The sequence below is a fragment of the Marinobacter salexigens genome (genome assembly GCF_018860765.1).
Classification (GTDB): Bacteria; Pseudomonadota; Gammaproteobacteria; order Pseudomonadales; family Oleiphilaceae; genus Marinobacter; species Marinobacter salexigens_A.
Genome location: NZ_JAHKPV010000021.1, coordinates 652,720 through 677,429, shown reverse-complemented (window position 1 = coordinate 677,429; position 24,710 = coordinate 652,720). Strand labels below are relative to the sequence as shown.

The following is a 24,710-nucleotide window of genomic DNA, read 5'->3' as shown; positions in this document are numbered from 1 at the left end:
CTCGTTCTTGTGACAATAAGACGTCAAAGGTTTACAGCCTTTGGCGTTTTCTCGATTTTGGACGACGTAAAACCGTCGCCTACCTTTCTTTATTTTTCTTAGTTATTGATTATAAATATAAATTCCTAGTTGGCACGGAGCTGGCTTAGTAACTTGCAAACGAATCATCCTAAGGGTGTGACCCGCTGTTTTGGGTTAATCGGGAGTCAGGTTATGAGTCAGGCACAGTTTGTCATTCAGTCGGTGGAGCATGAGGCTCAGGCCAATGCGGCAGCGGACGCTAACGATAAGGTTAGAGCGTTGTTTCCACAGCAGGATGATGAGGCGGTGGATTCTGCGTTGGAGATGTTCAACCAGATGTCACGGCAGATTACCGATTCTTATCGCACGCTTGAGTCGCGGGTTAATCAGCTCTCTGGCGAATTGAGTCAGGAGTCTTTGCAGCGCCAGCAAGAACTGGAAGAGAAAGAGCAACTGGCTGACCGGCTTTCTACTCTACTAACAGCGCTGCCTGCAGGCGTGGTTGTTCTGGATAGCCAAGGTGTGGTCACCCAGAGCAACCCGGCGGCCATCGCCTTGTTGGGAGAGCCCTTGGAAGGTGAGCGTTGGGTAGATGTGATTCGTCGCTGCTTCTCGCCGCGCCGGGATGATGGTCATGAGGTATCTCTGAAAGACGGTCGTCGCGTGAGTATTGAGATCCGGACGATGGAGAACCAGCCGGGGCAACTTATTTTGTTGACCGATCTAACGGAAACTCGTCACCTGCAGTCGCAGCTTGCCCATGCTCAGCGGCTATCGGCCATGGGTAAGATGGTGGCCTCGCTTGCCCACCAGATCCGCACGCCTTTATCTGCAGCCATTCTCTATGGCGGGCACTTAACTCAGGACGACCTTGATGAGGAGATGCGCCAGCGGTGCGCCTCCCGGTTGATGTCTCGCCTTACGCATCTGGAACAGCAAGTGCGGGATATGTTGATTTTTGCACGGGGTGAAACTCGTCTAGCGGAGGAGTTGTCGGCCGATACCTTGGTTGTGGCTATTGAATCTGCGCTAGAAGGGATCAAACCATCCGCTGGCTCACATGTAATGTTAAAGAATGAAGTGTCTGCGGATTGCCGGTTGATGTGTAACCGGGATGCGTTAGTGGGAGCTTGTACCAATTTGGTGAATAACAGTCTTGAAGCCGGGGCCACGGCCGTGGCAATCCAAGCGACAGCACAAGCGGGTGAGTTGTTAATTCGGGTTATGGATAACGGCCCGGGCTTCGCGAGCACGGAGGCCGGTCGGCTGTCAGAGGCTTTCTATACAACCAAATCCCACGGAACCGGGCTTGGGCTAGCGGTTGTGCAGGCAGTTGTGAAGGCCCACCAAGGACTGTTTTCTATTGAATCGCCGGAGCAGGGAGGCGCGGTTGCAACGCTGCGTCTGCCGCTTTTGCATAATAAAGTGTGATCGGAGGCAACCATGGCCAAGGCCCAGATTCTAATTGTTGAAGATGACCGTGACCTGCGCGAAGCGCTGGTAACTACCTTGGAGCTGGCTAAGTTTCGCGTAAGCGAAGCATCAAACGCGCACGAAGCTTTGGTGCGGCTGGCAGAGTCGCCGGTTGATATGGTTGTCAGCGATGTAAACATGCCTGGGCTTTCCGGCCATGAACTGCTGGGAGAAGTGCAGCGCTTGTATCCCGGTTTGCCAATGATGCTCATTACAGCCTATGGGCAAATTAGCCATGCTGTTTCTGCCATGCAATCCGGAGCTGTGGACTATCTCGTAAAGCCGTTTGAACCGAAAGTGTTGGTTGATGCGGTGACCAAAGTGGTGGGTGGTGGCCGTCAGAAAACCGGCGATGAGCCTGTGGCCGAAGATCCGGCCAGCAAGCGCATATTCCAGTTAGCAGCAAAAGTAGCTGCCAGCGATTCTACGGTGATGATTTCTGGTGAAAGTGGAACCGGTAAAGAGGTGCTGGCACGGTATATCCACCAGCAATCTCCACGGGCGGATCAGCCATTTGTTGCCATAAACTGCGCGGCCATTCCGGAGAATATGCTTGAGGCCATTCTGTTTGGCCATGAAAAAGGCGCCTTTACCGGTGCAGTTGCATCCGCCCCAGGCAAGTTCGAACAAGCTAATGGTGGAACCATACTGCTAGACGAAATTTCGGAAATGGATCCAGGGCTTCAATCCAAGTTACTCCGGGTTCTGCAAGAGCGGGAAGTGGAGCGAGTAGGTGGGCGTAAAACCATCACATTGGATGTGCGTGTGATTGCCACTACCAACCGTGATCTGGCGGATTTTGTGCAGGAAGGGCGGTTCCGGGAAGATTTGTATTACCGGTTGAGTGTGTTCCCGATGCATTGGCAGCCCCTGAGGGAGCGTCCGCTGGATATTCTACCTATGGCAAATTCGTTGCTGAAAAAGCACTGCCGGAAGATGAAATTGACCGGCATTAGCTTTGCGGCCGATGCCCGCAGCGCGCTTGCTCAGCACAACTGGCCCGGGAACGTGCGGGAACTGGATAATGCTATCCAGCGTTCTCTGGTTTTGCATCAAGGGAATGTGATCCACGCGGCTGACCTGTGCCTCGATATCGGCACCAGCGGACGCTTTGACGGCCATCGCTCAGCGGTTGCAAAAACTGTGGTGGAACCAGTTGCACCGAACGTGGAAGAGCCCTTCACGGCGTATCAGGATCAGCCTGTTACTGCAGATGCGGCATCAATCGAAGTCGGATCGCTGGGAGATGATCTACGCCAGCAAGAGTTCCGTATCATTATCCAGACGTTGAGAAACGAGCGCGGGCGTCGTAACCGGGCTGCAGAGCAGTTAGGTATAAGCCCGCGGACGTTGAGGTATAAGCTGGCACAGATGCGGGACGCTGGTATTGATCTAGATGCAGAGTTGGCAATGGCATAATCCGTTTTTGTAGTAGTCCTTCGTTAACATCCCTCTTATTCGGCACTCTTGCGAGTGCCTTTTTTTAGCAGTTCTTGGGCTTTCCTGCAGTCTGATCAATTTCACACCAATTGCCGGTAGAGCCCATTCCATGGCGTTGTACGGAACCTGTCCTAGCTCTGTTAACAATCTTATCCACAGCAATTGTGGGTAACTTCACACGATAGCTGTGTTTCACCATCCTCATCCAAAGCTTGCCTTACAGGTTTGCTCTGTCAAAACTCTGTCATCGCCAAACTTTAACCGACAAAATTCGACAGTAACTTGTTGTAAATCAAGAAAAAAGTGATTATGGCCTAACCATTGCTTAGTCTTAATCCATACAGTCATACCAGCAAGCCTGCCCTCTGCGGGGTGGTGTCAGGAGAAAGTTATGGTTCAGCGTGCCGACATCAACAGTGTTCTGTCCGATATTCGCTCACTGCGTTCGCAAATGAATCAAAACCAGCGTGTTGAGCAAGACCAATCGGTACGAGGTCGTATTGACGGGCCACGCCAAGTTGATCAAGTTCAAGAAACGACGAGTTTTAATGACATGTTGGGCAAAGCCGTTAATACGGTAAACGACGTTCAGAAGAATGCCAGTGAGCTGCGAACGGCCTACGATATGGGTGATCCCAATGTGGACATTACCCGCGTGATGATTGCTGCCCAGAAGTCTTCAGTCTCTTTCGAAGCCTTAACTCAGGTGCGTAACCGGGTAGTTAAAGCTTATGAAAGCATCATGAATATGCCAATCTGATAACGGAGCACAGACATGGCCAGCGTTCCTGCAGAAGCCAACTCAAACATGCCAACCACTCAAGGTGGCGACAGCTCCGAGAGTAAAAGCGATCTGTTTCTCGGGTTTAATCGCCTGAACCTGCTACGCCAAATTGGCCTGATGGTCGGCCTTGCCGCGAGTGTCGCTTTGGGCGTTGCAGTTGTCCTTTGGGCTCAGGAGCCGAATTACCAGCCTGTTGTGGGGGATTTGTCCGCGTACAACCCGCAGGATGTGACCACAATTCTTGACCGCAATGGCATCGATTACAAGATGGATACGCGCACCGGTGCTCTGCTGGTGCCTTCCGATCAGGTGTATAACGCTCGGCTTAAGCTGGCTGCAGAGGGTGTGACTGACCAAAAAACCATGGGTTACGAACTGCTGGACAAGGAGCGTGGGCTCGGTACCTCTCAATTCATGGAAACCGTTAGCTACCGCCGGGGACTTGAGGGCGAACTGGCGCGTACGATTAGTAGCATGCGCGGCGTTCGCGGCGCTCGAGTTCACTTGGCCATTCCGGAGCGTTCTGTTTTTGTGCGAGATGCCCGTGACCCCACCGCCTCGGTTTTTCTCGAAGTTTTTGCGGGTCGCCGCCCTGAGCAAGAACAAATTGCCGCCATTGTGAATTTGGTCGCTGGCAGCATCCCCATGATGAACAAAGACCATGTCACCGTTGTTGACCAAAACGGTAACCTGCTGACCGGTAAAGAAAGCCAGGGTGATGGCGAGCGCATGCAGGATCAGTATGAGTATACCTCTCGCTTGGAAGAGCGCCTCACCCGTCGAGTTGCCTCCCTGATTGCGCCCATTGTTGGTGAAGGCCGGTACCGCGCAGAAGTGTCTGCCGATTTGGATTTTTCCTCAGTGGAGCAGGCAGAAGAACTGTTCAATCCTGAACAACAGGCGGTTCGCAGTGAGCGTGATCTAACAGAACAGCGTGTTGCAGGCTTTAATGGCGGGGTTCCCGGAGCGTTATCGAATCAACCTCCTGCCAATGCCACAGTGCCAGAACAAGTCGGTGCAAATGCGCAAGCGGATGGTGCCGAGGGCGCAACGCCAGCGCCACCGGTGAACGTGCGTAAAGAGTCCACCCGTAACTATGAAATGGATCGCACGGTTAGCTATACCCGTCAGGAGTTAGGGCGTGTACGGCGGGTGACGGTTGCACTTGCCGTTGACGATATGAAAGTTGTGAATCCCGATACTGGCGAAGTGACTTACGAGCCTTGGCCTGAGCAGGAACTACAGCGCCTGAGTATGCTCGTGCGGGATGCAGTTGGTTATTCCGCCTCACGGGGGGACAGCGTGACCGTAATGAATACCGCCTTTGCACCCGAGGAAGCCTTCGACTTTGAAACGCCGGGCTTCTGGGAGCAACCTTGGTTTTGGGATCTAATGAAACAGGTTTTGGCGGGATTGGTGATTCTAGTTCTGGTGCTCGGCTTGCTACGACCAACGCTAAAAAGCTTGTCTGGCGGCGGTCAGCGAGAGCGGGACGATGAGGCTGGCCCGAATGGTTACGGTGATTATGATGATACGGATAGCGACGATGCTTTGCGCCAAGCGATGACTGCTCAGGACGACCTTCTTTTGCCTGGGGCCACAGACAGCTATGATAGACAGTTGAATGCTCTTAAAGGCCTGATTGCCGAAGACCCGGCGAGGGTTTCTCAGGTATTGCGCCAGTGGGTGAATGTTGATGACTGATCAATCTGGACCGTTAGGTAGCGATGCGCCGCAAGCACCGCAACGGAAGATTCCGCGAGTAGAGCAGGCGGCTATTCTGCTGATGTCTTTGGGTGAAGCCGACGCTGCCGAGGTGCTCAAGCACATGGGCCCAAAGGAGGTTCAGCGGGTGGGTGTCGCCATGGCCCAAATGAGAGATGTAAGCAAAGGCGACGTAAGCTACGTGTTGAACCAGTTTGTAGACGCTGTGGGTGGCCAAACCGGCTTGGGCGTTGGCAATGATGATTATATTCGCGCCATGCTGACTCAAGCACTGGGCGACGATAAAGCCGCAAGCCTGATTGACCGCATTCTCATTGGTGGCAACACCACGGGCTTAGACACGCTTAAGTGGATGGAACCTAGAGCCGTTGGCGACATTATCCGCTACGAGCACCCGCAAATTCAGGCCATTGTTATCTCCTATCTGGACCCCGATCAGGCTGCGGAAATTCTCGCAACGCTGGATGATAAGGTGCGTCTGGATGTGATGATGCGGGTCGCTTCTTTAGAAAGTATTCAGCCTCAGGCCCTGCAAGAGCTTAACGATATTCTGGAGAAACAGTTCTCTGGTGGTTCGGCGGCTCAAACCAGCCGTATTGGTGGTATAAAGCGCGCTGCGGACATCATGAACTTTATGGATCGCAGCATTGAAGGCAACCTGCTCGATTCCATTAAAGATATGGACCCGGATCTTGCCACTACCATCGAAGACCTCATGTTTGTATTTGATAATCTCAAAGATATTGATGACCGTGGTATTCAGGCCTTGTTGCGTGAGGTGTCGTCCGAAGTTCTGGTTGTTGCTCTGAAGGGAGCTGATGATGCAGTTCAGGAAAAGATCTTCAAAAATATGTCCAAGCGAGCGGCCGAATTGCTACAGGACGATTTGGAAGCCAAAGGCCCGGTGCGGGTGAGCGAAGTGGAATCCGCTCAGAAAGACATTATTACTATTGCCCGTCGCATGGCTGAAGCAGGTGAAATTACCCTCGGCGGTGCCGGTGAAGAAATGATGTGATGAAAGACTCCACCAAAGATCTCAGCCGCATTCCCAAAGAGGAACTGACCGCCTACGAGCGTTGGGAGCTTCCCCTACTGGATGCCCGTGGCAATGAGGTTGCACGTGAGGAAGAGTGCGATGTCAAACCTTTGACAGCTGCTGATATCGACGAAATTCGGCAGGCTGCCCACGAAGATGGCTTCAACGAGGGCAAAGAACAGGGGATAAAAGAAGGTCACACGGAAGGCTACGAACAAGGCCATAAAGAAGGCTTGGAAGCTGGGCACGCCGAGGGTAAAGAGCGCGGGCACAGCGAAGGCTACGACGAGACCCGCACCGAAGTCAGTGCCAGCCTTGAGCGCTTGGATCAGCTATTGGGCGAGCTTCTGGTGCCGATTAGCCGGCATCAGGACGAGCTTGAAACCTCTCTGTTAAACCTAACGATGGTACTTGCCCGTGCAGTTGTTTACCGCGAGCTGACTATTGATTCTTCCCAGATACGTCAGGTTGTGCGCCGAGCGGTGGAGGCTTTGCCCTCTCCCGCAGAGAATACCCGCATATATGTGCATCCCGATGATTACAGCTCGGTTCTTGAAGTGGCAGAGCGTTTCGAAGCAGCGGCTTCTGTTGTGGAAGACGACAAAGTATTGCCCGGCGGCTGTCGAGTCGAAACTCGTAATAGCCTTGTAGATTTCACCGTTGAAAAGCGCTTCCAGCGAGCGGTTCAAAGTATGCTGGAACAGCAGACAAACGATAGCGAAAGCAGCGAACCGGAAGAGTTGGGCGCCCTAATGGATGACCTGACAGATTTTCAAAGGGACGTGCTGAGTTCGCCGGAGCCTTCGGTGTCTGGAGACTCTGTTGACGAGGCCTCTAGCGACGACAGTCCCTCTGATGCTAGCTCTCTTGAAGACACTCCAGACGAAGGTAAGCCCGATGACATCCTCCCTGGCTGACCGTCTCGATCGATATCAAACCTATCTTCGTGCCGACCCCGAGCCTGAGCTTTCAGGTCGTTTGACCAGAATGGTTGGGTTAACGCTGGAATGCGTTGGCTGCCCTATGGTGGTGGGCGACCGCTGTGTAATCAAAGGCGAGGGCGCAGGAACCGTAGAAGCCGAAGTGGTGGGGTTTGAAGACGATAAGGTCTATCTCATGCCACTGACGGCTATTGAAGGCCTGAAGCCGGGTGCAAGAGTGGTTCCACTTTCCGCTGCTAGCCGCGTTCCCGTTGGGCCGCTTATGCTGGGCCGTGTGGTTGATGGCAGCGGGGAGCCTCTTGATGGTAAAGGGCCACTTCAAGCTGAGGCCCGGGTTCCCCTTACCGGCGAAATCATCAACCCGCTTAACCGTGCACCCGTGCGGCAGTCCATGGATGTGGGTATTCGCGCGATCAATGCTCTGCTAACCGTCGGTCAGGGCCAACGTTTGGGCCTGTTTGCTGGTAGCGGCGTGGGTAAAAGTATGCTGCTGGGCATGATGACCCGGTTTACTGATGCCGATATTACTGTGGTAGGCCTGATTGGTGAGCGAGGCCGGGAAGTTAAAGAGTTTATTGAAGACATTCTGGGTGAGGAAGGCTTAGCGAGATCGGTGGTCGTGGCCTCACCGGCCGATGACTCGCCCTTGATGCGATTGCGAGCGGCTATGCTGACGACGCGGATTGCAGAATATTATCGCGACAAAGGCAAGCGCGTGCTCCTGCTGATGGATTCGCTCACCCGATACGCCCAAGCCCAGCGCGAAATTGCACTAGCCGTTGGTGAGCCGCCAGCGACCAAAGGATACCCACCCTCTGTATTTGCCAAGCTGCCCCAATTGGTAGAGCGCACCGGCAATGGACTACCCGGGGGCGGTTCCATTACCGCGTTCTATACCGTACTTACTGAGGGTGACGACCAGCAGGATCCCATAGCCGATGCCGCCAGAGCGATACTCGATGGCCACATTGTGCTGTCCCGGCGCCTAGCAGAAGAAGGGCATTACCCGGCCATCGACGTTGAAGCGTCCATCAGCCGGGTTATGCCGCAGGTAACACAAACCGAGCATTTTGCCCGGTCCCAGAGATTCAAACAGGTCTATTCGCGTTATCAGCAAGCACGGGATTTGATTAGCGTTGGAGCTTACGTTAAGGGCTCCGATCCGGAAACAGACTTCGCTATTGCCCACATAAGCAACATGCGTCAGTTCTTGCAACAGGGGTTGAATGAGCGAGCCTCACTGAGTGATAGCATAGAAGGGCTCCTAGCGGTGGTGCCAGAGAGGCGCTCGCCGGACCGCCGTAAATCTGCCGTTCCTGACCCTGCGGCTGCCAGTGCCAACCGGAGTGGTAATTGATGTTGCGCTCCCAGCGCCTAGTTGTTGTGCTTGCTTTGGAAGAGCGAAAAGAGAAAGAAGCTCTGGAGAAGATGAGTAAAGCACGCGAACTGGTGGAGCAGCACAGCGAACAGGTCGCAAACCTCAACCGTTACCAACAGGAATACAGGGAGCAGATCCGCAACAGCCAGCAGGGAGTGGTTCAGGTAAGCCGTTTACAGGCTTGGCAGGCATTCATTGCCCAGTTGGATCAGGTTATTTTGCAGCAACAGAAGCAGCTTGATCAGGCCGAGGCGGTTTTTGAGGCTCGTCGGCAGGAGTGGCAGCAAGCTTGGGAGCGACGTCGAGGAATGGAAAAGTACATTGAAACCTGTCGTCAACAAGAGCTCAGAGAGCAGGATTCGCAAGAGCAAAAAATCGCTGATGAAGCTGCTGGCCGTGCCTTTGCGCGACGCCGTCGCTAAAGGATGAGCTGAATCAATTCTCACTCCATGCAAACTGGCTGCACTGGGCTATGATTATATAATCATAGGCCGCCAGAAACGCGGCGTTCGGTTGTTTCAGAGAATATCACCGGAGGTTTTGCGGATGCCGATCCAGACCCGCCGCAGTCACGACGGTCAGTGCTTAATTATTGAAATAGAAGGGCGCTTTGACTTCAGCACTCATCAGGCTTTTCGAGACGCCTACGAACACAGTGGCGCGGATGTGAGCAACTACATTGTCGATCTATCGGAAGCGACCTATCTTGATAGCTCTGCGCTAGGCATGCTGCTTTTGCTAAGGGATCATGCTGGCGGCGACAATGCTAAAGTTGCGATCGAGAACTGCAACAACGATGTCCGCAAAATTTTGACCATTTCCAATTTTGAACAATTATTCACCATTCGGTGATTTCTCAGGCTACTGGAACACCTCATGGATGAGTCTGATGCCGAAAATGTCCCCCTGAGCATTCTTATTGCAGACGACAGCGACAGTGATCGCCTCATATTAAAAGCCTTGCTCAAGCGCCTTGGTCATCAGGTGTTGGATGCTGCCAACGGCCACGAAGCAGTGCTGCACTTTCAAGCGGGTGCCCCGGATATTGTTTTGCTAGACGCTCTCATGCCTTCAATGGACGGCATGGAGGCAGCCCGACAAATTAAACGGCTTGCCGGCGAGCGTTTTGTACCGGTGATCTTTGTAACCTCCCTATCTGAACCCGAAGACTTAGCGGGATGTCTCGAAGCGGGAGGGGATGGCTTTCTAAGCAAACCCTATAACCGGTTGATGATCAAGGCCAAGATCAACGCTTTTAACCGGATGCGATTAATGCACCAAGCTCTGTCACACCAACGAGACTTGACGCACGAGCGGAACAGGCAACTGCTGGAAGAACAGCATGTAGCCCGGCGGGTGTTCGACAATGTCGCACACACCGGGTGTTTGGATGCCGCCAACATTCGTTATCACGCCTCTCCTTTATCCATATTCAGTGGCGATGTGCTTTTCGCTTCCCCCCGACCTGCGGGCGGAATGCTTGTATTCGCTGGAGATTTTACCGGCCATGGGCTGCCCGCTGCGATTGGCGCCATGCCTATTGCGGAGAGCTTTTATGGCATGGCCAGCAAGGGCTTCGATGGCTCCGATATACTCAGAGAAATTAACCAGAAACTTGTACGCATACTGCCAAAAGACATGTTCTGTTGTGGCGTTATGGTGGAGGTGGATTTTGCGTACAACCAGTTAAACATCTGGAATGGCGGGCTGCCCGATATGTGGCTGATACGCTCGACCATGGAGCGCAGCGCTTTGCCTTCCCGGCATCTACCGCTCGGAATTTTGAGCGCTGATCAGTTCAACGCCGAAATGCAGGCTGTTAGATCCCGGCCCGGTGATCGCTTGTTGTTGATGACTGATGGTGTTCTGGAGTGTGCCAACGGCGAAGGCCAGCTCTTTGGTGAGCGAGGCGTTCGCCATGCTATTGAAAGTACATGCCCAGACAACCATCCTTTTGATGTATTAATGGGTGCCATTAAACAGTTTATCGGTCAGCAAAAGTTTGGTGACGACCTTACGCTTTGTTGTGTAGAAATGGTGGAAGAGGCTGGCCAAACAACGTTAACGGAAGAGATCGGGCTTTCTACTCTCGCCGGGCCTTCGCAGTGGCATTGTGACTATGAAATCCGGGAAAACACGCTAGGGGAGTTCAACCCTCTGCCACTCTTGCTGCATATATGCATGGAAGTGCCGGGGCTGAGGCGCAAAAGTGGCGAAATCTATACCCTGCTGTCAGAGCTTTATAACAATGCGCTGGAACATGGTGTGCTTCGGCTACCCTCGGATTGGAAATACACCCCGGATGGCTTTGGCCGCTATTATTCCGAACGTTCCGAGCGGCTAAACAGAGTAAGTGGCCACTATATCCGGTTCAGTTTGCAGCATGATCCAAGGCCTTCTGGCGGGCGCCTTCGCGTTGTTTGCGAAGACAGCGGTCAGGGATTCGATTTTCACAGCCACCCGGTTTTACAATCCACAGATATGGCCCAGAGCGGGCCCCGCTATGGTGGCCGGGGCTTGGCTTTGTTAATGCGACTGGCAGAATCTATACGGTTTCATGGGAAAGGGAACCGGGTGGAAGTTGTTTACGATTGGTTCTATTAATTACCACGTTTTTATTGGAAACAAGGGAGTCGGTCATGGCTGATTTACCACACCTTGATGACGAAGCTCTAGCAGAGCTTCAAGATGTAATGGAAGATGATTTTGCAACCTTGATTCGCACTTATCTCAATGATTCGAAGGAGCGAATCGCTGGTCTAAAATCCGCCATGAAGCACAGGGATGCAGATGCGTTCGCAAAGACGGCTCACAGCTTCAAGGGTAGCAGTATCAATATCGGAGCGCCGCACCTCGGGGATCTATGCCGACAGATCGAGAAAGTAGGTCTGGAAGAACGCTTGAGTGATGCACCGCCGTTGCTAAGCGCTATAGATGCGGAGCTTCAGCAGGTTACAGTTGCCCTTGAAGCTTTGATGGCGAGAAGCGCTGAATAGTCAATTGAGGCAACGATGGGTTCTGGGATGTTTTGCTGGCATTGCTTTTGCTTCAGTTAGGGAAAGCGCCTGATGATTCCCGCAAAAATGGCTGAATCAGGCACCTACGGATTAAAAGCGGCAAGAGGTTGCCATGACCCAAATGGTTCTCCCCCAGACCCCCGCGCCAGAGATGCAGAAAGATGCAGGCGCTTCGAAAGCTAGCTCGGATCGCGACGGTGTTGCCGGTGAAAGCCGATATGAATCGGTATCTCGTGCTGAGCAAAAACGCCTCGACCGCCAACAGTCCGGGCGGAGCGATGCGCCTGATAAGGCTCGTGACAACGGCGCGAAATCCTCTGGAAATGGCGAGGGTGCACAGAAGGTAAGCAAGACCGATTCGAAAAAGGCAGTCAGTGAAAGCAAAGTAGCTGATAAAGAAAATTCGGAAGCGGCGCCAAACACAGCGCCGGAGATGGAAGCTAGCGCAGCCGCACTGACATTTGCCGAACTGCAAGCTCTGCTACTTCCGGGCGGTGGACTAACAGGTAATGCTACGGCGAGTGGCCCAGCCCTTTTACAGGGTGATGAGCTGTTCGCTGGTCTGGTAGGGGGAAAGCCAGGAGGGACAGTGTCTGGCGGCAGCAGTAGCCTGATGACTGCGCTGCAATTGACCGAAGCATTGATTCCCGCAGGCGAAGATAAAGCCAGACTACTTACCGGCACTCGGTTCGAATCCGCGGTGGAGTTGGTTGCCCAACAAAACGCCAATAACGCCACTGGCAAGTTGGCGGCAGAAGCACAGGCACCCCTGCGGAGTTATGCAACATCGGTTGATGTGCCCGTAAACCACGCAGAGTGGGGGGATAAACTGATGGGTAAGCTGAGTTGGCTCACAGCTAAAAACCTGTCGGTTGCCGAGATTCACTTAACACCGCCAGATATGGGGCCCATGGAGGTTCGTGTTCGGGTGCAAAATGAACAGGCGAATATTACCGTGCATTCGGCGAATCCCGTGGTAAGAGAACAGTTGGAACTGCACTCGCACAGGCTGCGCGACATGCTGGGTGAGCAGGGGCTTGATCTGGCACAGTTCGACGTTTCGGATAATTCCCGAAACCAGTCCGGACAGCAGGATTCAGAGGAAGGAGGCGACTCATCTTCCGGCTCTGGTTCAGCGCTTTCAGCTGCGGAAGGCACCAGTGAAGACATGCAAACTGGTAATCTGGACCTAAGCTGGAACGGCGCCGTTGATATTTTTGCCTGAAAGCCCACGCCTTATACTCAGCGTGAGGCGTCAAACCACTTTGCCCATCTCTCCTTGCAAGGCTAAACTGCGGTTCTGAGTGGAGGGTTGGGTCTTATGGCCCGCCCTTTGCAGACCTTGTATAAAAGTCATCGAAACGAACGTTCATTGACGGATTTTTGGCGAAAAACACTATGGCAGAAAACAGCGCAGCTGCATCACCACCGGCCAAAAAAGGCAAACTAAAACTCATCATCCTGCTGGTTGTGGTGATAATTCTCGCGATTGCTTTGTCGGTTGCAGGAACCTTGTGGTTCCTCGGCGGTGGCTTACCCGGTATGGGCGACGATACTAAAGCTGAAGCCAGTGTTGCAGAGGAAACCTTCAGCCCCAGTGTTTATCTTGCCATCGAGAAGGCACTCGTAACGACAGTGCAGGGCGAGGGGCGCCAACGCTACGCTCAAGCTTATGTGGCTCTGGAGGCAGACGACCCGCAGGCACTTACGGCAGCACAGCTGCACTTACCCCTGATTCGTAGCCAGCTTGTTATGGTGCTTGGCAACAGCAGTTTTACAGAGCTGCAAACTCCAGAAGGCAGGCAGAATTTGGCGGCGACTATGCTGGTTACGGTGAATGAGGTACTGAAGCAAGAAGGGGAGCCTGCTGTCAGCAAGGTATTGTTCAGGAACTTTGTCGTTCAATAGACGTTTCGTTTAAGGGCGCGACGGCCAGAGCGCTACAGAGTAGGCCAAGGCAGGCCAAAAAAGCATTTTAGGCTAGTGCAAACAGAGCAACAGAGCCCGCACGCGGGTAAGGCTTTTCAGCGGCAGGACAAGGTATGCAGGATTTACTGTCACAGGATGAAATTGATGCGCTCCTTCATGGCGTAGATGATGGTGACATTGATACTCATGAAGAAACCGACGAGGTTGGCGTAAAGTCATACGATCTTGCCAGCCAGGATCGTATTGTGCGGGGCCGGATGCCTACGCTGGAAATGATCAACGAACGTTTTGCCCGTTATACCCGAATCAGCTTGTTCAACCTCTTGCGCCGCAACGCAGACGTTTCTACCGGCGGCGTTCAAATTATGAAATTTGGTGAGTACATACATACGCTGTATGTGCCAACCAGTTTGAACCTGTGCAAAGTTCGCCCCTTGCGGGGCACATCCTTGTTTGTTCTTGACGCCAAGTTGGTGTTCAAGCTGGTTGATAACTTTTTTGGTGGTGAGGGGCGGCACGCAAAAATTGAAGGCCGGGAGTTCACTCCCACGGAAAACCGCATTGTGCAGATGGTGCTCAATCAGGTTTTCACAGACATGCAGGAAGCCTGGCAAGCAGTTATAAAAGTGAATTTTGAATACCTCAATTCCGAGGTGAACCCCGCCATGGCCAATATTGTGAGCCCGAGTGAAGTGGTGGTGGTCAGCACTTTTCATATTGAACTTGATGGCGGCGGTGGCGAGCTGCACTTTGCTTTGCCCTATTCCATGATTGAGCCTATCCGTGATGTATTGGATGCTGGCGTGCAAAGTGACGTTGACGATATTGATGAGCGCTGGGTTGGTGCCCTACAGGAAGACATTAAAGAAGTTGAGGTGCCGGTAAACACGACGGTGTGCAGGCGCAGAATTTCTTTGCGGGAAATCGCCAAGCTAAAAGCTGGCGATATTATTCCGGTGGAGGTGCCTGAACACTTGACGGTAACCGCCAATGGCATCCCTATTTATAAAGCAACCATGGGAACCCGAGACGGAAAACTGGCGCTGAGAATTCATGAGCGGGCAACACGCCCCAAGGTAAAAAAACAACTGAAGGTAGAACGCAATGGCTGACGACAAGAAAGACGGTCAGGAGCTGAGCGAAGACGAAAAGCTGGCTGCCGAATGGGAGGCGGCCATGGAAGAGACCGGCGAGGAAGGCACTGATAAGTCTCTGGATGATGAATGGTCTCAGGCTATGGAAGAGGCGGGAGAAACCGGTGACAGTGCTGATGAGAGCGACGATAGTGGAGTACGCGCTGCACCCATGGAAGAGTTTGATGAAGGCTCCATAGCGGCTCATGGTAGCGGAACACCACCCGATCTGGATGTGATTCTGGACATTCCTGTTAGCATCTCCATGGAGGTCGGGAATACTCAGATACCCATCCGTAACTTGCTGCAGTTGAACCAAGGCTCGGTCATTGAGTTGGACCGGCTTGCTGGCGAGCCATTGGATGTGTTGGTTAACGGCACACTCATAGCCCACGGCGAAGTTGTTATGGTTAACGAGAAGTTCGGTATTCGCCTGACCGACGTGATCAGCCCAGGCGAACGCATCAAGCGGCTGCAAAAATAGTATGTGGATAAAAACGGCAGTTGTGCCGCTGTTCCTGTTGGCCGCACCTGCTACTGCAGAAGAAACGGCCAAGGCCGCACAGAGTGCCCCTGCAAAAATGGCAGGCAACGCGCCGGATACCTTGGGCACACTGCTTAGCCTCGGCGTTGGTTTGCTGGCGGTTATTGCGATTATCTACGGCTGTGCCTGGATCATTCGGAGAATGAACGGCATGACCGGAATGAACAATAATGCCATCAAGGTAGTCTCCGTGATGGCCATTGGAGCCCGCGAACGTATTGCCTTGATTGAAGTTGGCGGTCAGCAAATTCTGTTGGGCATTACCCCCTCGGCCATACGTACGCTGCAAGTCTTTGAAGAGCCGGTGGTTAAAGCAGGTAGTCCGAATTCCGGAGATTTCGCCAAACGCTTGCAAGGCATGATCGGTAAATCCTGGACGGCTCCAAATAAGGAATGATTAGCCCTATGACGGTGGCCACACTCAAACGACTCGCTCCGCTTTTTATAGTACTCGCAGGCTTATTCTGGGCTCCGTTCGCGTTTGCGGACTTGCCCGGTATTCCCGCGTTTACAGTTCAACCCGGTGAGGGCGAGGGTGTTGAGGAATACACGGTAACCCTGCAGATCTTGGCGTTGATGACTGCGCTTACCTTTCTGCCCGCCATGTTGATGATGATGACCTCTTTCACCCGTATCATCGTGGTATTTGCCATTCTGCGTCAGGCGCTGGGCTTGCAGGCCACTCCTTCAAACCAAATATTGCTTGGCCTGGCTTTGTTTCTCAGTATTTTCATCATGAAGCCGGTGCTGGAAGAGGCAAATCGAGTGGGGTTGCAGCCGTATCTACAAGAAGAGGTTACGTCTTTGGAAGCTGTTGAGCTTGCGAGTGCCCCCTTCAAGGAATTCATGTTGGGGCAGACACGTGAAGACGATCTCGCTCTGTTCATGCGTATTGCAGACGTTGAGTACGATACCGCTCAGGATGTCTCTTTCTGGATATTGATGCCCGCCTTCGTAACCAGTGAGCTTAAAACCGCGTTTCAAATAGGGTTTATTCTGTTTATTCCGTTTTTGGTTCTCGATATGGTTGTCGCCAGTGTATTGATGGCGATGGGTATGATGATGCTGTCGCCTATTATTATCTCTTTGCCGTTTAAGATTATGCTGTTTGTGCTGGTAGATGGCTGGGCCCTGATAATGGGTACACTCGCTGCCAGTTATGGCATATAGGAGGAATTTATGACTCCGGAAACTGTTATCGACATAGTGCGCGAAGCCCTGTGGATGATCGTGCTTTTTGCTTCCGTCATTATCGGCCCGGGGTTGGTGATTGGTTTGGTGGTGAGTACATTCCAAGCAGCCACCCAGATTAACGAGCAAACACTGAGCTTTCTTCCAAGACTACTGGTAACGCTTATCGTGATTATTGCTTTGGGTCCATGGCTGCTGACCAAGTTGTTGGATCATGCCCACCGACTGATATCCAGCATTCCTTACCTGATTGGCTGAGCCATGACTCCCATGGAACTCAGTGCTGACTTGCTCGGCCAATGGGTGGGGCAACATCTTTGGCCGCTCTTCCGTTTGGCCAGCTTTTTGATGGTTATTCCCATTTTCGGTACCCAGCTGGTTCCAGCAAGAGTGCGGTTGGGGCTTGCCCTGTTAATGACTATTTTGATCGTGCCGCTGATTCCGGACGTGCCGCGGGTTGAAGCTCTCAGTGCTGATGCGGTTGTAATTACTCTTCAGCAAATCCTAATTGGCGTAGGTATGGGGTTTGCCTTGACTGCGCTTTGGCAACTCTTTGTCATTGCCGGGCAGATGATTGCTATGCAAATGGGTCTAGGTTTTGCCTCCATGGTCGACCCTGCTAATGGTGTTAACGTGCCGGTATTGGCGCAGATCTACACCATTACCATTACTTTGTTGTTCCTAGCCATGAACGGCCATCTTGTAGTGTTTGAAGTATTCATTGAAAGTTTCCGAACCATGCCTATAGGAATGGAGGGTCTTGGTCAGGTAGGAGTGTGGGAGCTTGCTCACAGAATAAGTTGGATGTTCGCCTCTGCCATGCTATTGGCATTGCCGGCGGTAACTGCGGTGTTGATCGTCAGCATTTCCTTTGGCGTGATGACTCGCGCTGCACCCCAGATGAACATATTTGCCCTTGGTTTTCCGATTGGCCTGATTTTTGGACTGTTTGCTATATGGGTGCTGCACGCCAACTTTCTGCCGCACTTTCAAGAATACACCGAGCAAACCTTTGAATTTATGCGGGGCCTTCAAGGGCAACCCTAACTGCAAGGCCAAGAGCTAAAACATGGCTGAAGAAAACGACAACAGTCAGGAAAAAACCGAAGAGGCCACCCCCCGAAGGCTAGAAAAAGCCAAGGAGGATGGCCAGACTGCGCGCTCAAAAGAACTGGCTACTATGGCTGTTTTGATTGCTGGCGCTGGCGGTTTGTTAATTTTCGGAACGCATCTCGGTGCCACACTAGAAGCTATCATGCGCGACGCTTTCACGCTGGAGCGCTCTGCCATATTCGACACACGGCATATGAGTGTGCAGTTGATAGCCTCCGCAAAAGCGGCCGCTTGGGCGCTTTCTCCCATTTTACTGCTTCTACTTATCGCCGCGATTGCAGGCTCTATCGGCATAGGTGGTTTGCTATTCAGCGGTAAAGCCATAGCTCCCAAGCTAAACCGAATGGACCCGATCAAAGGCTTGGGCCGAATGTTCTCCGCGCGTTCTCTGATCGAACTGGTGAAAGCCATCGCAAAAGTGGGTTTGGTTATGGCTTTGGCGGTTCTCATATTGAACGTCCGTACGGAAGATCTACTCTCCATCGCCAACGAGCCCGCAGTGCCAGCCATGGAGCACGTGCTATGGACCTTGGGCTGGAGCTTTTTCTTGCTCTCCTGTGCCACCATCATCATTGCCATTATCGATGTGCCGTTCCAGATTTTTGATCATCAGAAAAAGCTGAGAATGACCAAGCAAGAAGTCAAAGACGAATACAAGGATTCAGAAGGCAAGCCTGAGGTTAAGGGCAAAATCCGCCAGCTCCAACGGGAAATGGCCCAGCGCCGTATGATGCAGGATGTGCCTACGGCGGATGTGGTTATCACTAACCCGACTCACTACGCGGTTGCGTTAAAGTACGATCCGGATTCTATGGGAGCGCCGATGGTCGTGGCGAAGGGGAATGACCAGACGGCTTTCAAAATCATGGAGATCGCCCGCGAGCACAAAGTCGAGATTCTACGCACGCCGCCGTTAACTCGAGCGGTGTACCACAACAGCGACATAGGCGACGAAATCCCCGATGGCCTGTACATGGCCATCGCTCAGGTTTTGGCTTATGTGTTCCAGCTCCGGCAATTCCGTAAGGGACGTGGGCCTAAGCCTGGTATGCCTGACCTTCCGATTCCTTCTGATTTGCGGCGTGATATCTGAGTTGGGCTTCAAGCATTATAGTTTGGTGGCAGAGCAGCAGTAGTGGGGCTGTTCAGGACACGCTACTAGCCCATCCCTGGGCACTCACCCGTAGGCACACATTTAAGTCGGCAGGCTTAGTAAAAGAGGGGCAGTGCAAAGAAGAGATCACCACCAGTGCCAGAAGGCACCAGTGGTGCACTAACTAACGTTGAGATCAGTTCTCTTTGTGCTCGTAAATCGCCTTACCCCAGGCCTCGCGGCTACCCGGAAGAATCAGGTTCAGGATGATGGCCGCCACCGCACATAAGGCGATACCTTCAAGGTGGCCTAGCACCATGCCGCCGATGCCGAATACCAGTGTGACCCCCACGATAACCAGATTCCGCGATTGGGAAAGGTCAACCTGATGACGGATTAGCGTGCTCATACCTACGACCGCGATGGAACCAAATAGCAGGCACAGAATGCCCCCCATCACCGGCACCGGAATCGTTTGTAGAACTGCACCAAACTTGCCTACAAACGCCAAAACAATGGCAGTGCAGGCCGCCCACCACATAACCTTCGGGTTAAAATTGCGGGTCAGCATCACCGCGCCGGTCACTTCGGAGTAGGTGGTGTTCGGTGGCCCGCCCAATAGAGCCGCGGCACTAGTGGCCAAACCATCACCCAGCAGCGTTCGGTGCAAGCCGGGTTTTTCAAGATAGTTTTTTCGGGTCACATTACCAATCGCAAGAATGTCGCCAATGTGCTCAATGGCCGGGGCAATGGCAACCGGGATCATGAAGAGAATGGCGCCCCAGCTGAATGCTGGTGCCACGAAGTTGGGAACCGCAAGCCAAGGTGCCTGCTGAATGGGTGTCGTATCAACTACGCCCGCGAACGCAGAAAGCACATATCCAACAATCACACCAAACATGATAGGGATGAGGCGGAAGATGCCTTTGGACCATACCGACGCAACAATCGTTACAGCAAGAGAGATCATCGCAATCCACAGGGCGGTAGCCTGCGGGATCAGTTGAACAGCGCCATCGCCTGTGCGCCCAGAAGCCATGTGTACAGCAACTGGTGCCAACCCAAGACCGATCACCATAATGACCGGACCGATGACCACGGGAGGCAGTAGGCGAGTTACAAAGCCGGTGCCGCGTAGTTTTATTGCGCCACTGAGAAGAATATAAAGAATGCCCGCTGCCATCAGGCCGCCCAGTGTTTCCTCAAGGCCGAACTTGCCCTTGGACGCGATAACCGGTGCGATAAATGCGAAAGACGAGGCGAGAAAAATCGGAATCTGGCCCCCGGTCACAATATGAAAAATCAATGTGCCAAGGCCAGCGGTGAAAAGTGCAACGTTCGGATCAAGGCCGGTGATCAAAGGCATCAGCACCAGAGCGCCAAAGGCTACAAGTAGCATTTGGGAGCCGGCAATTGCCTGCTTCCAGACCGAATCTGTATTGTGATCTTGCATGATCAGTTGTCCTTTTGCTTGGTGCCGAAGATTTTGTCACCGGCATCGCCAAGCCCGGGCAGGATGTAGCCCTTCTCGTTCAGGCCGTCGTCTACAGACGCAGTGTAAATGGAAACGTCCGGGTGCTTGTCCAGAACATTTTTAATGCCTTCCGGTGCAGCAACCAGCACCAATGCGCGAATCTCGGTACTTCCGGCTTTCTTAAGTACGTCGATAGTGGAAATCATTGAGCCGCCGGTCGCAACCATAGGGTCAACAATCAGAGCCATACGCTGATCCAGTTCACCCACCAGCTTTTCCAAATAGGTATTGGCTTCCAGCGTTTCTTCGTTTCGAATCTGGCCCACTACACTGACCCGTGCCACCGGGATTAGGCTAAGAACGCCATCCAGCATGCCTAATCCGGCCCGTAGAATAGGGACGATAGTGATTTTTTTGCCTTGGATTTGCTCCACACTGACCGGCCCCGCCCATCCCTCAATGGTCTTTTCCTGCAGGCTGAAATCTTTAGTGGCTTCATAGGTAAGTAGAGCACCGACTTCCTGTGCTAGCTCACGAAAATTTTTAGTGCTGATCTCGGCGCGGCGCATCAAGCCGAGTTTGTGTCTGATCAGGGGGTGTCTTACCTCGTGGACTGGCATGGGCTCACCTGTTTTATGGGTCTGGGTTTGAGGGGCAATGTCGCGATTTAGAGGCGCAAGGATACCGCATCTTACAAGGTGAGTCAGGCATCTAAAGCCACCTGCCAAGTGAAAATTTGACCGCGCTGGTATGGATCTTGCGGTAACAGGGTTAAAGATACGTTGGTGTCAGAATCTCGACCCTGAAAACGCCTTCAGAAACAGTAAATCGGAGATGCTTAGGGCATGGACAGAGCTTTAGTCCTCAATAACGTCAAATCCCTGACGCAGGGCAACCTCGGCGTACCCATCATGCTGATGGGGCTGTTGGGCATGATGATTCTGCCCATGCCAGCGTTTTTGCTAGACGTTTTCTTCACCTTCAACATCACGCTTTCGATTGTCATTCTGCTGGTGTGCGTGTACGCGCTGCGGCCGATGGAGTTTGCGTCCTTCCCAACGGTATTGTTGGTGGCAACCCTGTTGCGTTTGGCGCTTAACGTGGCGTCTACCCGTATTGTGCTTTTGGAAGGGCATGAAGGCGGTGATGCCGCAGGTAAGGTTATTGAATCCTTTGGCGCGGTATTGATCGGCGGTAACTATGCTGTTGGTCTGGTGGTGTTTGCCATTTTAATGATCATCAACTTTTTGGTGGTAACAAAAGGTGCGGGCCGGGTTTCTGAAGTAAGCGCACGTTTTACGCTGGATGCCATGCCAGGCAAGCAAATGGCTATCGATGCGGACCTGAACGCGGGGTTGGTCAATCAGGATGAGGCCAAGCACCGGCGGGAAGAGATTGCTCAGGAAGCGGATTTCTACGGTTCCATGGACGGTGCTTCAAAATTTGTGAAGGGCGATGCGGTTGCAGGCCTATTGATTCTAGCCATCAATATCATTGGTGGTGTTGCCATCGGTATGCTTCAGCATGGTCTTGATTTTGGGTTGGCCATGGAGCGTTACGCGCTACTCACCATCGGCGATGGTCTGGTTGCACAGATTCCGTCGCTGCTGCTTTCTACCTCCGCTGCCATCATGGTTACCCGGGTTACCTCCAGTCAGGATATGGGTGGGCAGATTCTGCAGCAAATGTTCAGCGCGCCCAAGGCTTTGGGTATTGCTGCTGGCATTCTGATTCTGCTTGGTTTGATTCCGGGGATGCCCCATGTGGCTTTCCTTGGGCTGGGCGGGCTTGCGGCTGGAGCTGCCTGGTATATCTGGAACAAAGACCGGCAAACGGTTGAAGAGGGTGGCGCGTTTGCGGGCAGAGGTGACGCGGGTGTTGTTTCGGCGGGCGGTGGGCGCGATATCCCCTTGAGCGGCGATGTAGGAGGTGATCAGGGCCGCCAACTACCCGCGCCGGGAGAAACCCGAGAGTTGGGCTGGGATGATGTAGCAACGGTGGATATTGTCGGGCTGGAAGTGGGTTATCGCCTGATACCGCTGGTTGATAAGACTCAGGGCGGCCAGCTACTCAGCCGCATAAAAGGTGTACGCAAGAAGCTGTCACAGGATATGGGCTTTCTAATGCCTTCTGTGCACATTCGCGACAATCTGGACCTCATGCCCAATGTGTATCGCATTACTTTGATGGGCGTCACGTTAGCAGAGGCGGAAATCCATCCAGACCGTGAGCTGGCTATAGATCCCGGGCAAGTATTCGGAAAAATAGAAGGTATAGAAGGCAAAGACCCAGCCTTCGGGTTGGATGCCAGCTGGATTGAGCCTGAAAAGAAAGATCAAGCTCAGACGCTGGGCTATACCGTGGTGGACGCAAGCACCGTTGTGGCTACGCACTTGAATCAGGTATTGCAAAAGCACGCTCACGAACTGCTGGGACATGAAGAAGTTCAGAAATGGCTGGATCAATTGGAGAAAGCCTCGCCAAAGTTGGCAGAAGAGCTGGTACCCACCACTGTGTCTATCAGCCTCTTGCTAAAGGTACTGCAGAATCTGCTCAAAGAAGAAGTGCCTATCCGCGATATGCGCTCTATTGCTGAGTCCATAGTGAACGTGCATCCGAAGAGTCAGGACCCCAAGCTATTGACCACATTAGCGCGTCAGTCTTTGCGGCGGATGATTGTTCAAAGTATCTGCGGCAATGATCAAGAGATCCCTGTAATTACCCTTGATCCGGATTTGGAACAGTTGTTGCTTAAGTCTGTTCAGCAGAGTCAACAATCTGGCGGCCTAGAAGATATCGGCATGGTTTTGGAGCCGAATATGGTGGAGAAGCTGCAACGTTCATTGCAAGACAGTGTGCAGCGGCAGGAAATGCTGGGTAAGCCAGCCATCTTGCTGGTGTCCGGGCCGCTACGGCCGGTGCTCGCAAAGTTTGCCAGTTACGGTGTGGAGCGGCTGCATGTGCTCTCTTATCAGGAAATACCGGATAACAAGCAGATAACGATCGTGGCGTCCGTTGGTCAATAAGCCAGCGGATGAAAGAACGGACAGCGCAGGAGATGCGTTGCCGGTGGAGGATGCAATATCATGAAAGTGAAACGTTTTTTTGCCAAAAGCATGGCTGAAGCCCTGAAGCAGGTCAGTGAGCAGATGGGGCCGGATGCTGTCATCCTTTCCAACCGCCGGGTAGATGGCGGCGTTGAAATTGTCACGGCTTTGGATTACGACGAAAACATGGCGCGCCAAAGCCTTGGCGAGCAAGCCAGTGAAGCCACCAACGGAGCACGTCTTGCCGAAATGCAGGCAGAACGCCATCGTCGGCTGGAAGATGAGCTAAGCCGGTCCCGTACTCGTATTCGAGACGTGCGGGAAAGCCGCGCCGCGCGTGGCCAGAGCTATACCGAAGCCTCCTTTGTGGATTTGCAGGAGGCCGCGAGCGACGAATACAAAGAGCCGTCCTCACAAAGCGCCAGCACCCCCAATTACTCCGATGAGCTTGCGCGTATGCGTGCAGAAATCAGCTCCTTGCGGGATCTTATGAGCGGCCAACGTGTTGAGCCTGAGAAGCCGGGGGTCAATGCGGTTCAGCAGCGGCTTGCAGAACGCTTACAGGAATTTGGTCTGAGCCAAAGCCTTGCCGTTTCACTTTCCCGCCGACACAAAGGCGGTAAGCTGGAAGATGGCTGGAAACAGTCACTAAAAATGCTCGTTACGGGCCTGCGCACGCCGCATCAAGAATGGCTGGACGAGGGTGGAGTGTACGCGTTGGTTGGCCCCACAGGCTCCGGAAAGACAACCACCATTGGTAAGCTCGCAGCGCGTTATGTGTTGAAACACGGAGCAGATTCCATTGCATTGGTTACAACAGACCGATACCGGGTTGCAGCACATGAACAGCTTTTTGTGTTTGGCCGCATACTGAACGTTCCGGTTCGGGTTGTGGATGAAAGCAACACGCTTGATGATATTCTTGATGAGCTATCAGACCGTCATCTGGTGCTGATCGACACTGCGGGTTTGACCAGTTCAGACAAGGGCTATCAGGAACAGTTGGCAGAATTGGCGCGCAGCCATCATAAGGTTCGTACGCATTTAGTTGTTTCAGCCACCAGCCAACCGCGCATTATGAAATCCGTCTGGCATTGCTATAAGATGGCAAGTCTTGCGGGCTGCGTGATGACAAAAATTGACGAAGCGCTGACTCTGGGCGAATCTTTGGGCTTTGTGATGGAAACCGGTTTGCCGGTGGCCTACTACACAGACGGGCAAAAAATTCCAGGAGATTTGCACCATGCTGAAGCGGTCCCTTTGGTACGCTTGGCCATTGAACGTCTGAAGATATCTCAGCAGCAAATGGCTGCAGAGCAAGTGCCCGATACGGAACGCCCGCGTGAAACTGCATGAGGTCGTGAGGGCCTG

Annotated in this window: 24 protein-coding genes; 22 read left to right on the top strand and 2 right to left on the bottom strand. The window is 53.0% G+C overall.

Annotation, left to right across the window (positions count from 1 at the left end; genetic code table 11):
- Nucleotides 1-213 precede the first annotated feature (213 nt).
- The 20 genes from KO508_RS16675 to flhB all read left to right on the top strand — a co-directional run bounded on the left by KO508_RS16675 (nt 214) and on the right by flhB (nt 18,818).
- Nucleotides 214-1,452 (top strand): sensor histidine kinase, encoded by a 1,239-nt coding sequence (locus tag KO508_RS16675; RefSeq protein ID WP_216009405.1) that lies wholly within the window; start codon nt 214-216, stop codon nt 1,450-1,452.
- Between the two features lie 12 nt (nt 1,453-1,464).
- Entirely contained in the window at nt 1,465-2,913 is a 1,449-nt protein-coding gene (locus KO508_RS16670) for a sigma-54-dependent transcriptional regulator (protein ID WP_216009404.1), read from the top strand.
- Between the two features lie 412 nt (nt 2,914-3,325).
- On the top strand, nt 3,326-3,694 hold the full coding sequence (gene fliE / locus KO508_RS16665) for a flagellar hook-basal body complex protein FliE (RefSeq protein WP_216009403.1): 369 nt from the start codon (nt 3,326-3,328) through the stop codon (nt 3,692-3,694).
- Between the two features lie 15 nt (nt 3,695-3,709).
- Nucleotides 3,710-5,422: a flagellar basal-body MS-ring/collar protein FliF gene (gene fliF, locus KO508_RS16660; protein WP_216009402.1), complete on the top strand. Its 1,713-nt coding sequence runs from the start codon at nt 3,710-3,712 to the stop codon at nt 5,420-5,422.
- Nucleotides 5,415-6,458 (top strand): flagellar motor switch protein FliG, encoded by a 1,044-nt coding sequence (gene fliG, locus KO508_RS16655; protein ID WP_216009401.1) that lies wholly within the window; start codon nt 5,415-5,417, stop codon nt 6,456-6,458. Before fliF ends, fliG begins: the two co-directional genes overlap by 8 nt.
- Nucleotides 6,458-7,396: a flagellar assembly protein FliH gene (locus KO508_RS16650; RefSeq protein ID WP_216009400.1), complete on the top strand. Its 939-nt coding sequence runs from the start codon at nt 6,458-6,460 to the stop codon at nt 7,394-7,396. The genes fliG and KO508_RS16650 overlap by 1 nt, the downstream gene beginning before the upstream one ends.
- Nucleotides 7,377-8,777, top strand: coding sequence for a flagellar protein export ATPase FliI (gene fliI / locus KO508_RS16645; RefSeq protein WP_216009399.1), 1,401 nt, complete (start codon nt 7,377-7,379; stop codon nt 8,775-8,777). Before KO508_RS16650 ends, fliI begins: the two co-directional genes overlap by 20 nt.
- A complete protein-coding gene (gene fliJ / locus KO508_RS16640; RefSeq protein ID WP_216009795.1) occupies nt 8,777-9,220 on the top strand; it encodes a flagellar export protein FliJ in 444 nt (147 codons plus the stop codon). The genes fliI and fliJ overlap by 1 nt, the downstream gene beginning before the upstream one ends.
- Nucleotides 9,221-9,344: 124 nt before the next feature.
- The gene (locus KO508_RS16635; RefSeq protein ID WP_216009398.1) at nt 9,345-9,650 is read left to right on the top strand and encodes an STAS domain-containing protein; all 306 of its coding nucleotides are present in this window, start codon (nt 9,345-9,347) and stop codon (nt 9,648-9,650) included.
- Nucleotides 9,651-9,674: 24 nt separating this feature from the next.
- The gene (locus KO508_RS16630; protein ID WP_216009397.1) at nt 9,675-11,402 is read left to right on the top strand and encodes an ATP-binding SpoIIE family protein phosphatase; all 1,728 of its coding nucleotides are present in this window, start codon (nt 9,675-9,677) and stop codon (nt 11,400-11,402) included.
- Between the two features lie 35 nt (nt 11,403-11,437).
- Nucleotides 11,438-11,794 carry an Hpt domain-containing protein gene (locus KO508_RS16625; RefSeq protein ID WP_216009396.1) on the top strand — a complete coding sequence of 119 codons (357 nt, stop codon included), beginning with the start codon at nt 11,438-11,440 and terminating at the stop codon, nt 11,792-11,794.
- Between the two features lie 133 nt (nt 11,795-11,927).
- Complete coding sequence (locus KO508_RS16620) at nt 11,928-13,040, top strand: flagellar hook-length control protein FliK (RefSeq protein WP_216009395.1); 1,113 nt, start codon at nt 11,928-11,930, stop codon at nt 13,038-13,040.
- A 173-nt stretch (nt 13,041-13,213) separates the two neighbouring features.
- Nucleotides 13,214-13,723 (top strand): flagellar basal body-associated FliL family protein, encoded by a 510-nt coding sequence (locus KO508_RS16615; protein ID WP_216009394.1) that lies wholly within the window; start codon nt 13,214-13,216, stop codon nt 13,721-13,723.
- 134 nt (nt 13,724-13,857) lie between these two features.
- Nucleotides 13,858-14,856 carry a flagellar motor switch protein FliM gene (gene fliM, locus KO508_RS16610; protein ID WP_216009393.1) on the top strand — a complete coding sequence of 333 codons (999 nt, stop codon included), beginning with the start codon at nt 13,858-13,860 and terminating at the stop codon, nt 14,854-14,856.
- Nucleotides 14,849-15,361 (top strand): flagellar motor switch protein FliN, encoded by a 513-nt coding sequence (gene fliN / locus KO508_RS16605; RefSeq protein ID WP_216009392.1) that lies wholly within the window; start codon nt 14,849-14,851, stop codon nt 15,359-15,361. Before fliM ends, fliN begins: the two co-directional genes overlap by 8 nt.
- Before the next feature lies 1 nt (nt 15,362).
- Nucleotides 15,363-15,818 carry a flagellar biosynthetic protein FliO gene (gene fliO, locus KO508_RS16600; RefSeq protein WP_216009391.1) on the top strand — a complete coding sequence of 152 codons (456 nt, stop codon included), beginning with the start codon at nt 15,363-15,365 and terminating at the stop codon, nt 15,816-15,818.
- A gap of 8 nt (nt 15,819-15,826) precedes the next feature.
- Nucleotides 15,827-16,591 (top strand): flagellar type III secretion system pore protein FliP, encoded by a 765-nt coding sequence (gene fliP, locus KO508_RS16595; RefSeq protein ID WP_216009390.1) that lies wholly within the window; start codon nt 15,827-15,829, stop codon nt 16,589-16,591.
- Nucleotides 16,592-16,600: 9 nt separating this feature from the next.
- Complete coding sequence (gene fliQ, locus KO508_RS16590) at nt 16,601-16,870, top strand: flagellar biosynthesis protein FliQ (protein ID WP_200361569.1); 270 nt, start codon at nt 16,601-16,603, stop codon at nt 16,868-16,870.
- Nucleotides 16,871-16,873: 3 nt separating this feature from the next.
- On the top strand, nt 16,874-17,659 hold the full coding sequence (fliR, locus tag KO508_RS16585) for a flagellar biosynthetic protein FliR (protein ID WP_216009389.1): 786 nt from the start codon (nt 16,874-16,876) through the stop codon (nt 17,657-17,659).
- 22 nt (nt 17,660-17,681) lie between these two features.
- Nucleotides 17,682-18,818 (top strand): flagellar biosynthesis protein FlhB, encoded by a 1,137-nt coding sequence (flhB, locus tag KO508_RS16580; protein WP_216009388.1) that lies wholly within the window; start codon nt 17,682-17,684, stop codon nt 18,816-18,818.
- A 196-nt stretch (nt 18,819-19,014) separates the two neighbouring features.
- Here the strand turns inward: flhB and KO508_RS16575 are convergent, their stop codons facing one another.
- Nucleotides 19,015-20,271, bottom strand: a complete 1,257-nt coding sequence (locus tag KO508_RS16575) for a uracil-xanthine permease family protein (RefSeq protein WP_216009387.1) — start codon at nt 20,269-20,271, stop codon at nt 19,015-19,017.
- A gap of 2 nt (nt 20,272-20,273) precedes the next feature.
- Complete coding sequence (upp, locus tag KO508_RS16570; protein WP_200361565.1) at nt 20,274-20,912, bottom strand: uracil phosphoribosyltransferase; 639 nt, start codon at nt 20,910-20,912, stop codon at nt 20,274-20,276.
- 225 nt (nt 20,913-21,137) lie between these two features.
- Between upp and flhA the strand changes: the two genes are divergently transcribed.
- Nucleotides 21,138-23,318: a flagellar biosynthesis protein FlhA gene (gene flhA / locus KO508_RS16565; RefSeq protein WP_216009386.1), complete on the top strand. Its 2,181-nt coding sequence runs from the start codon at nt 21,138-21,140 to the stop codon at nt 23,316-23,318.
- 60 nt (nt 23,319-23,378) lie between these two features.
- On the top strand, nt 23,379-24,695 hold the full coding sequence (gene flhF, locus KO508_RS16560) for a flagellar biosynthesis protein FlhF (RefSeq protein WP_216009385.1): 1,317 nt from the start codon (nt 23,379-23,381) through the stop codon (nt 24,693-24,695).
- The last annotated feature ends 15 nt before the right edge of the window (nt 24,696-24,710 follow it).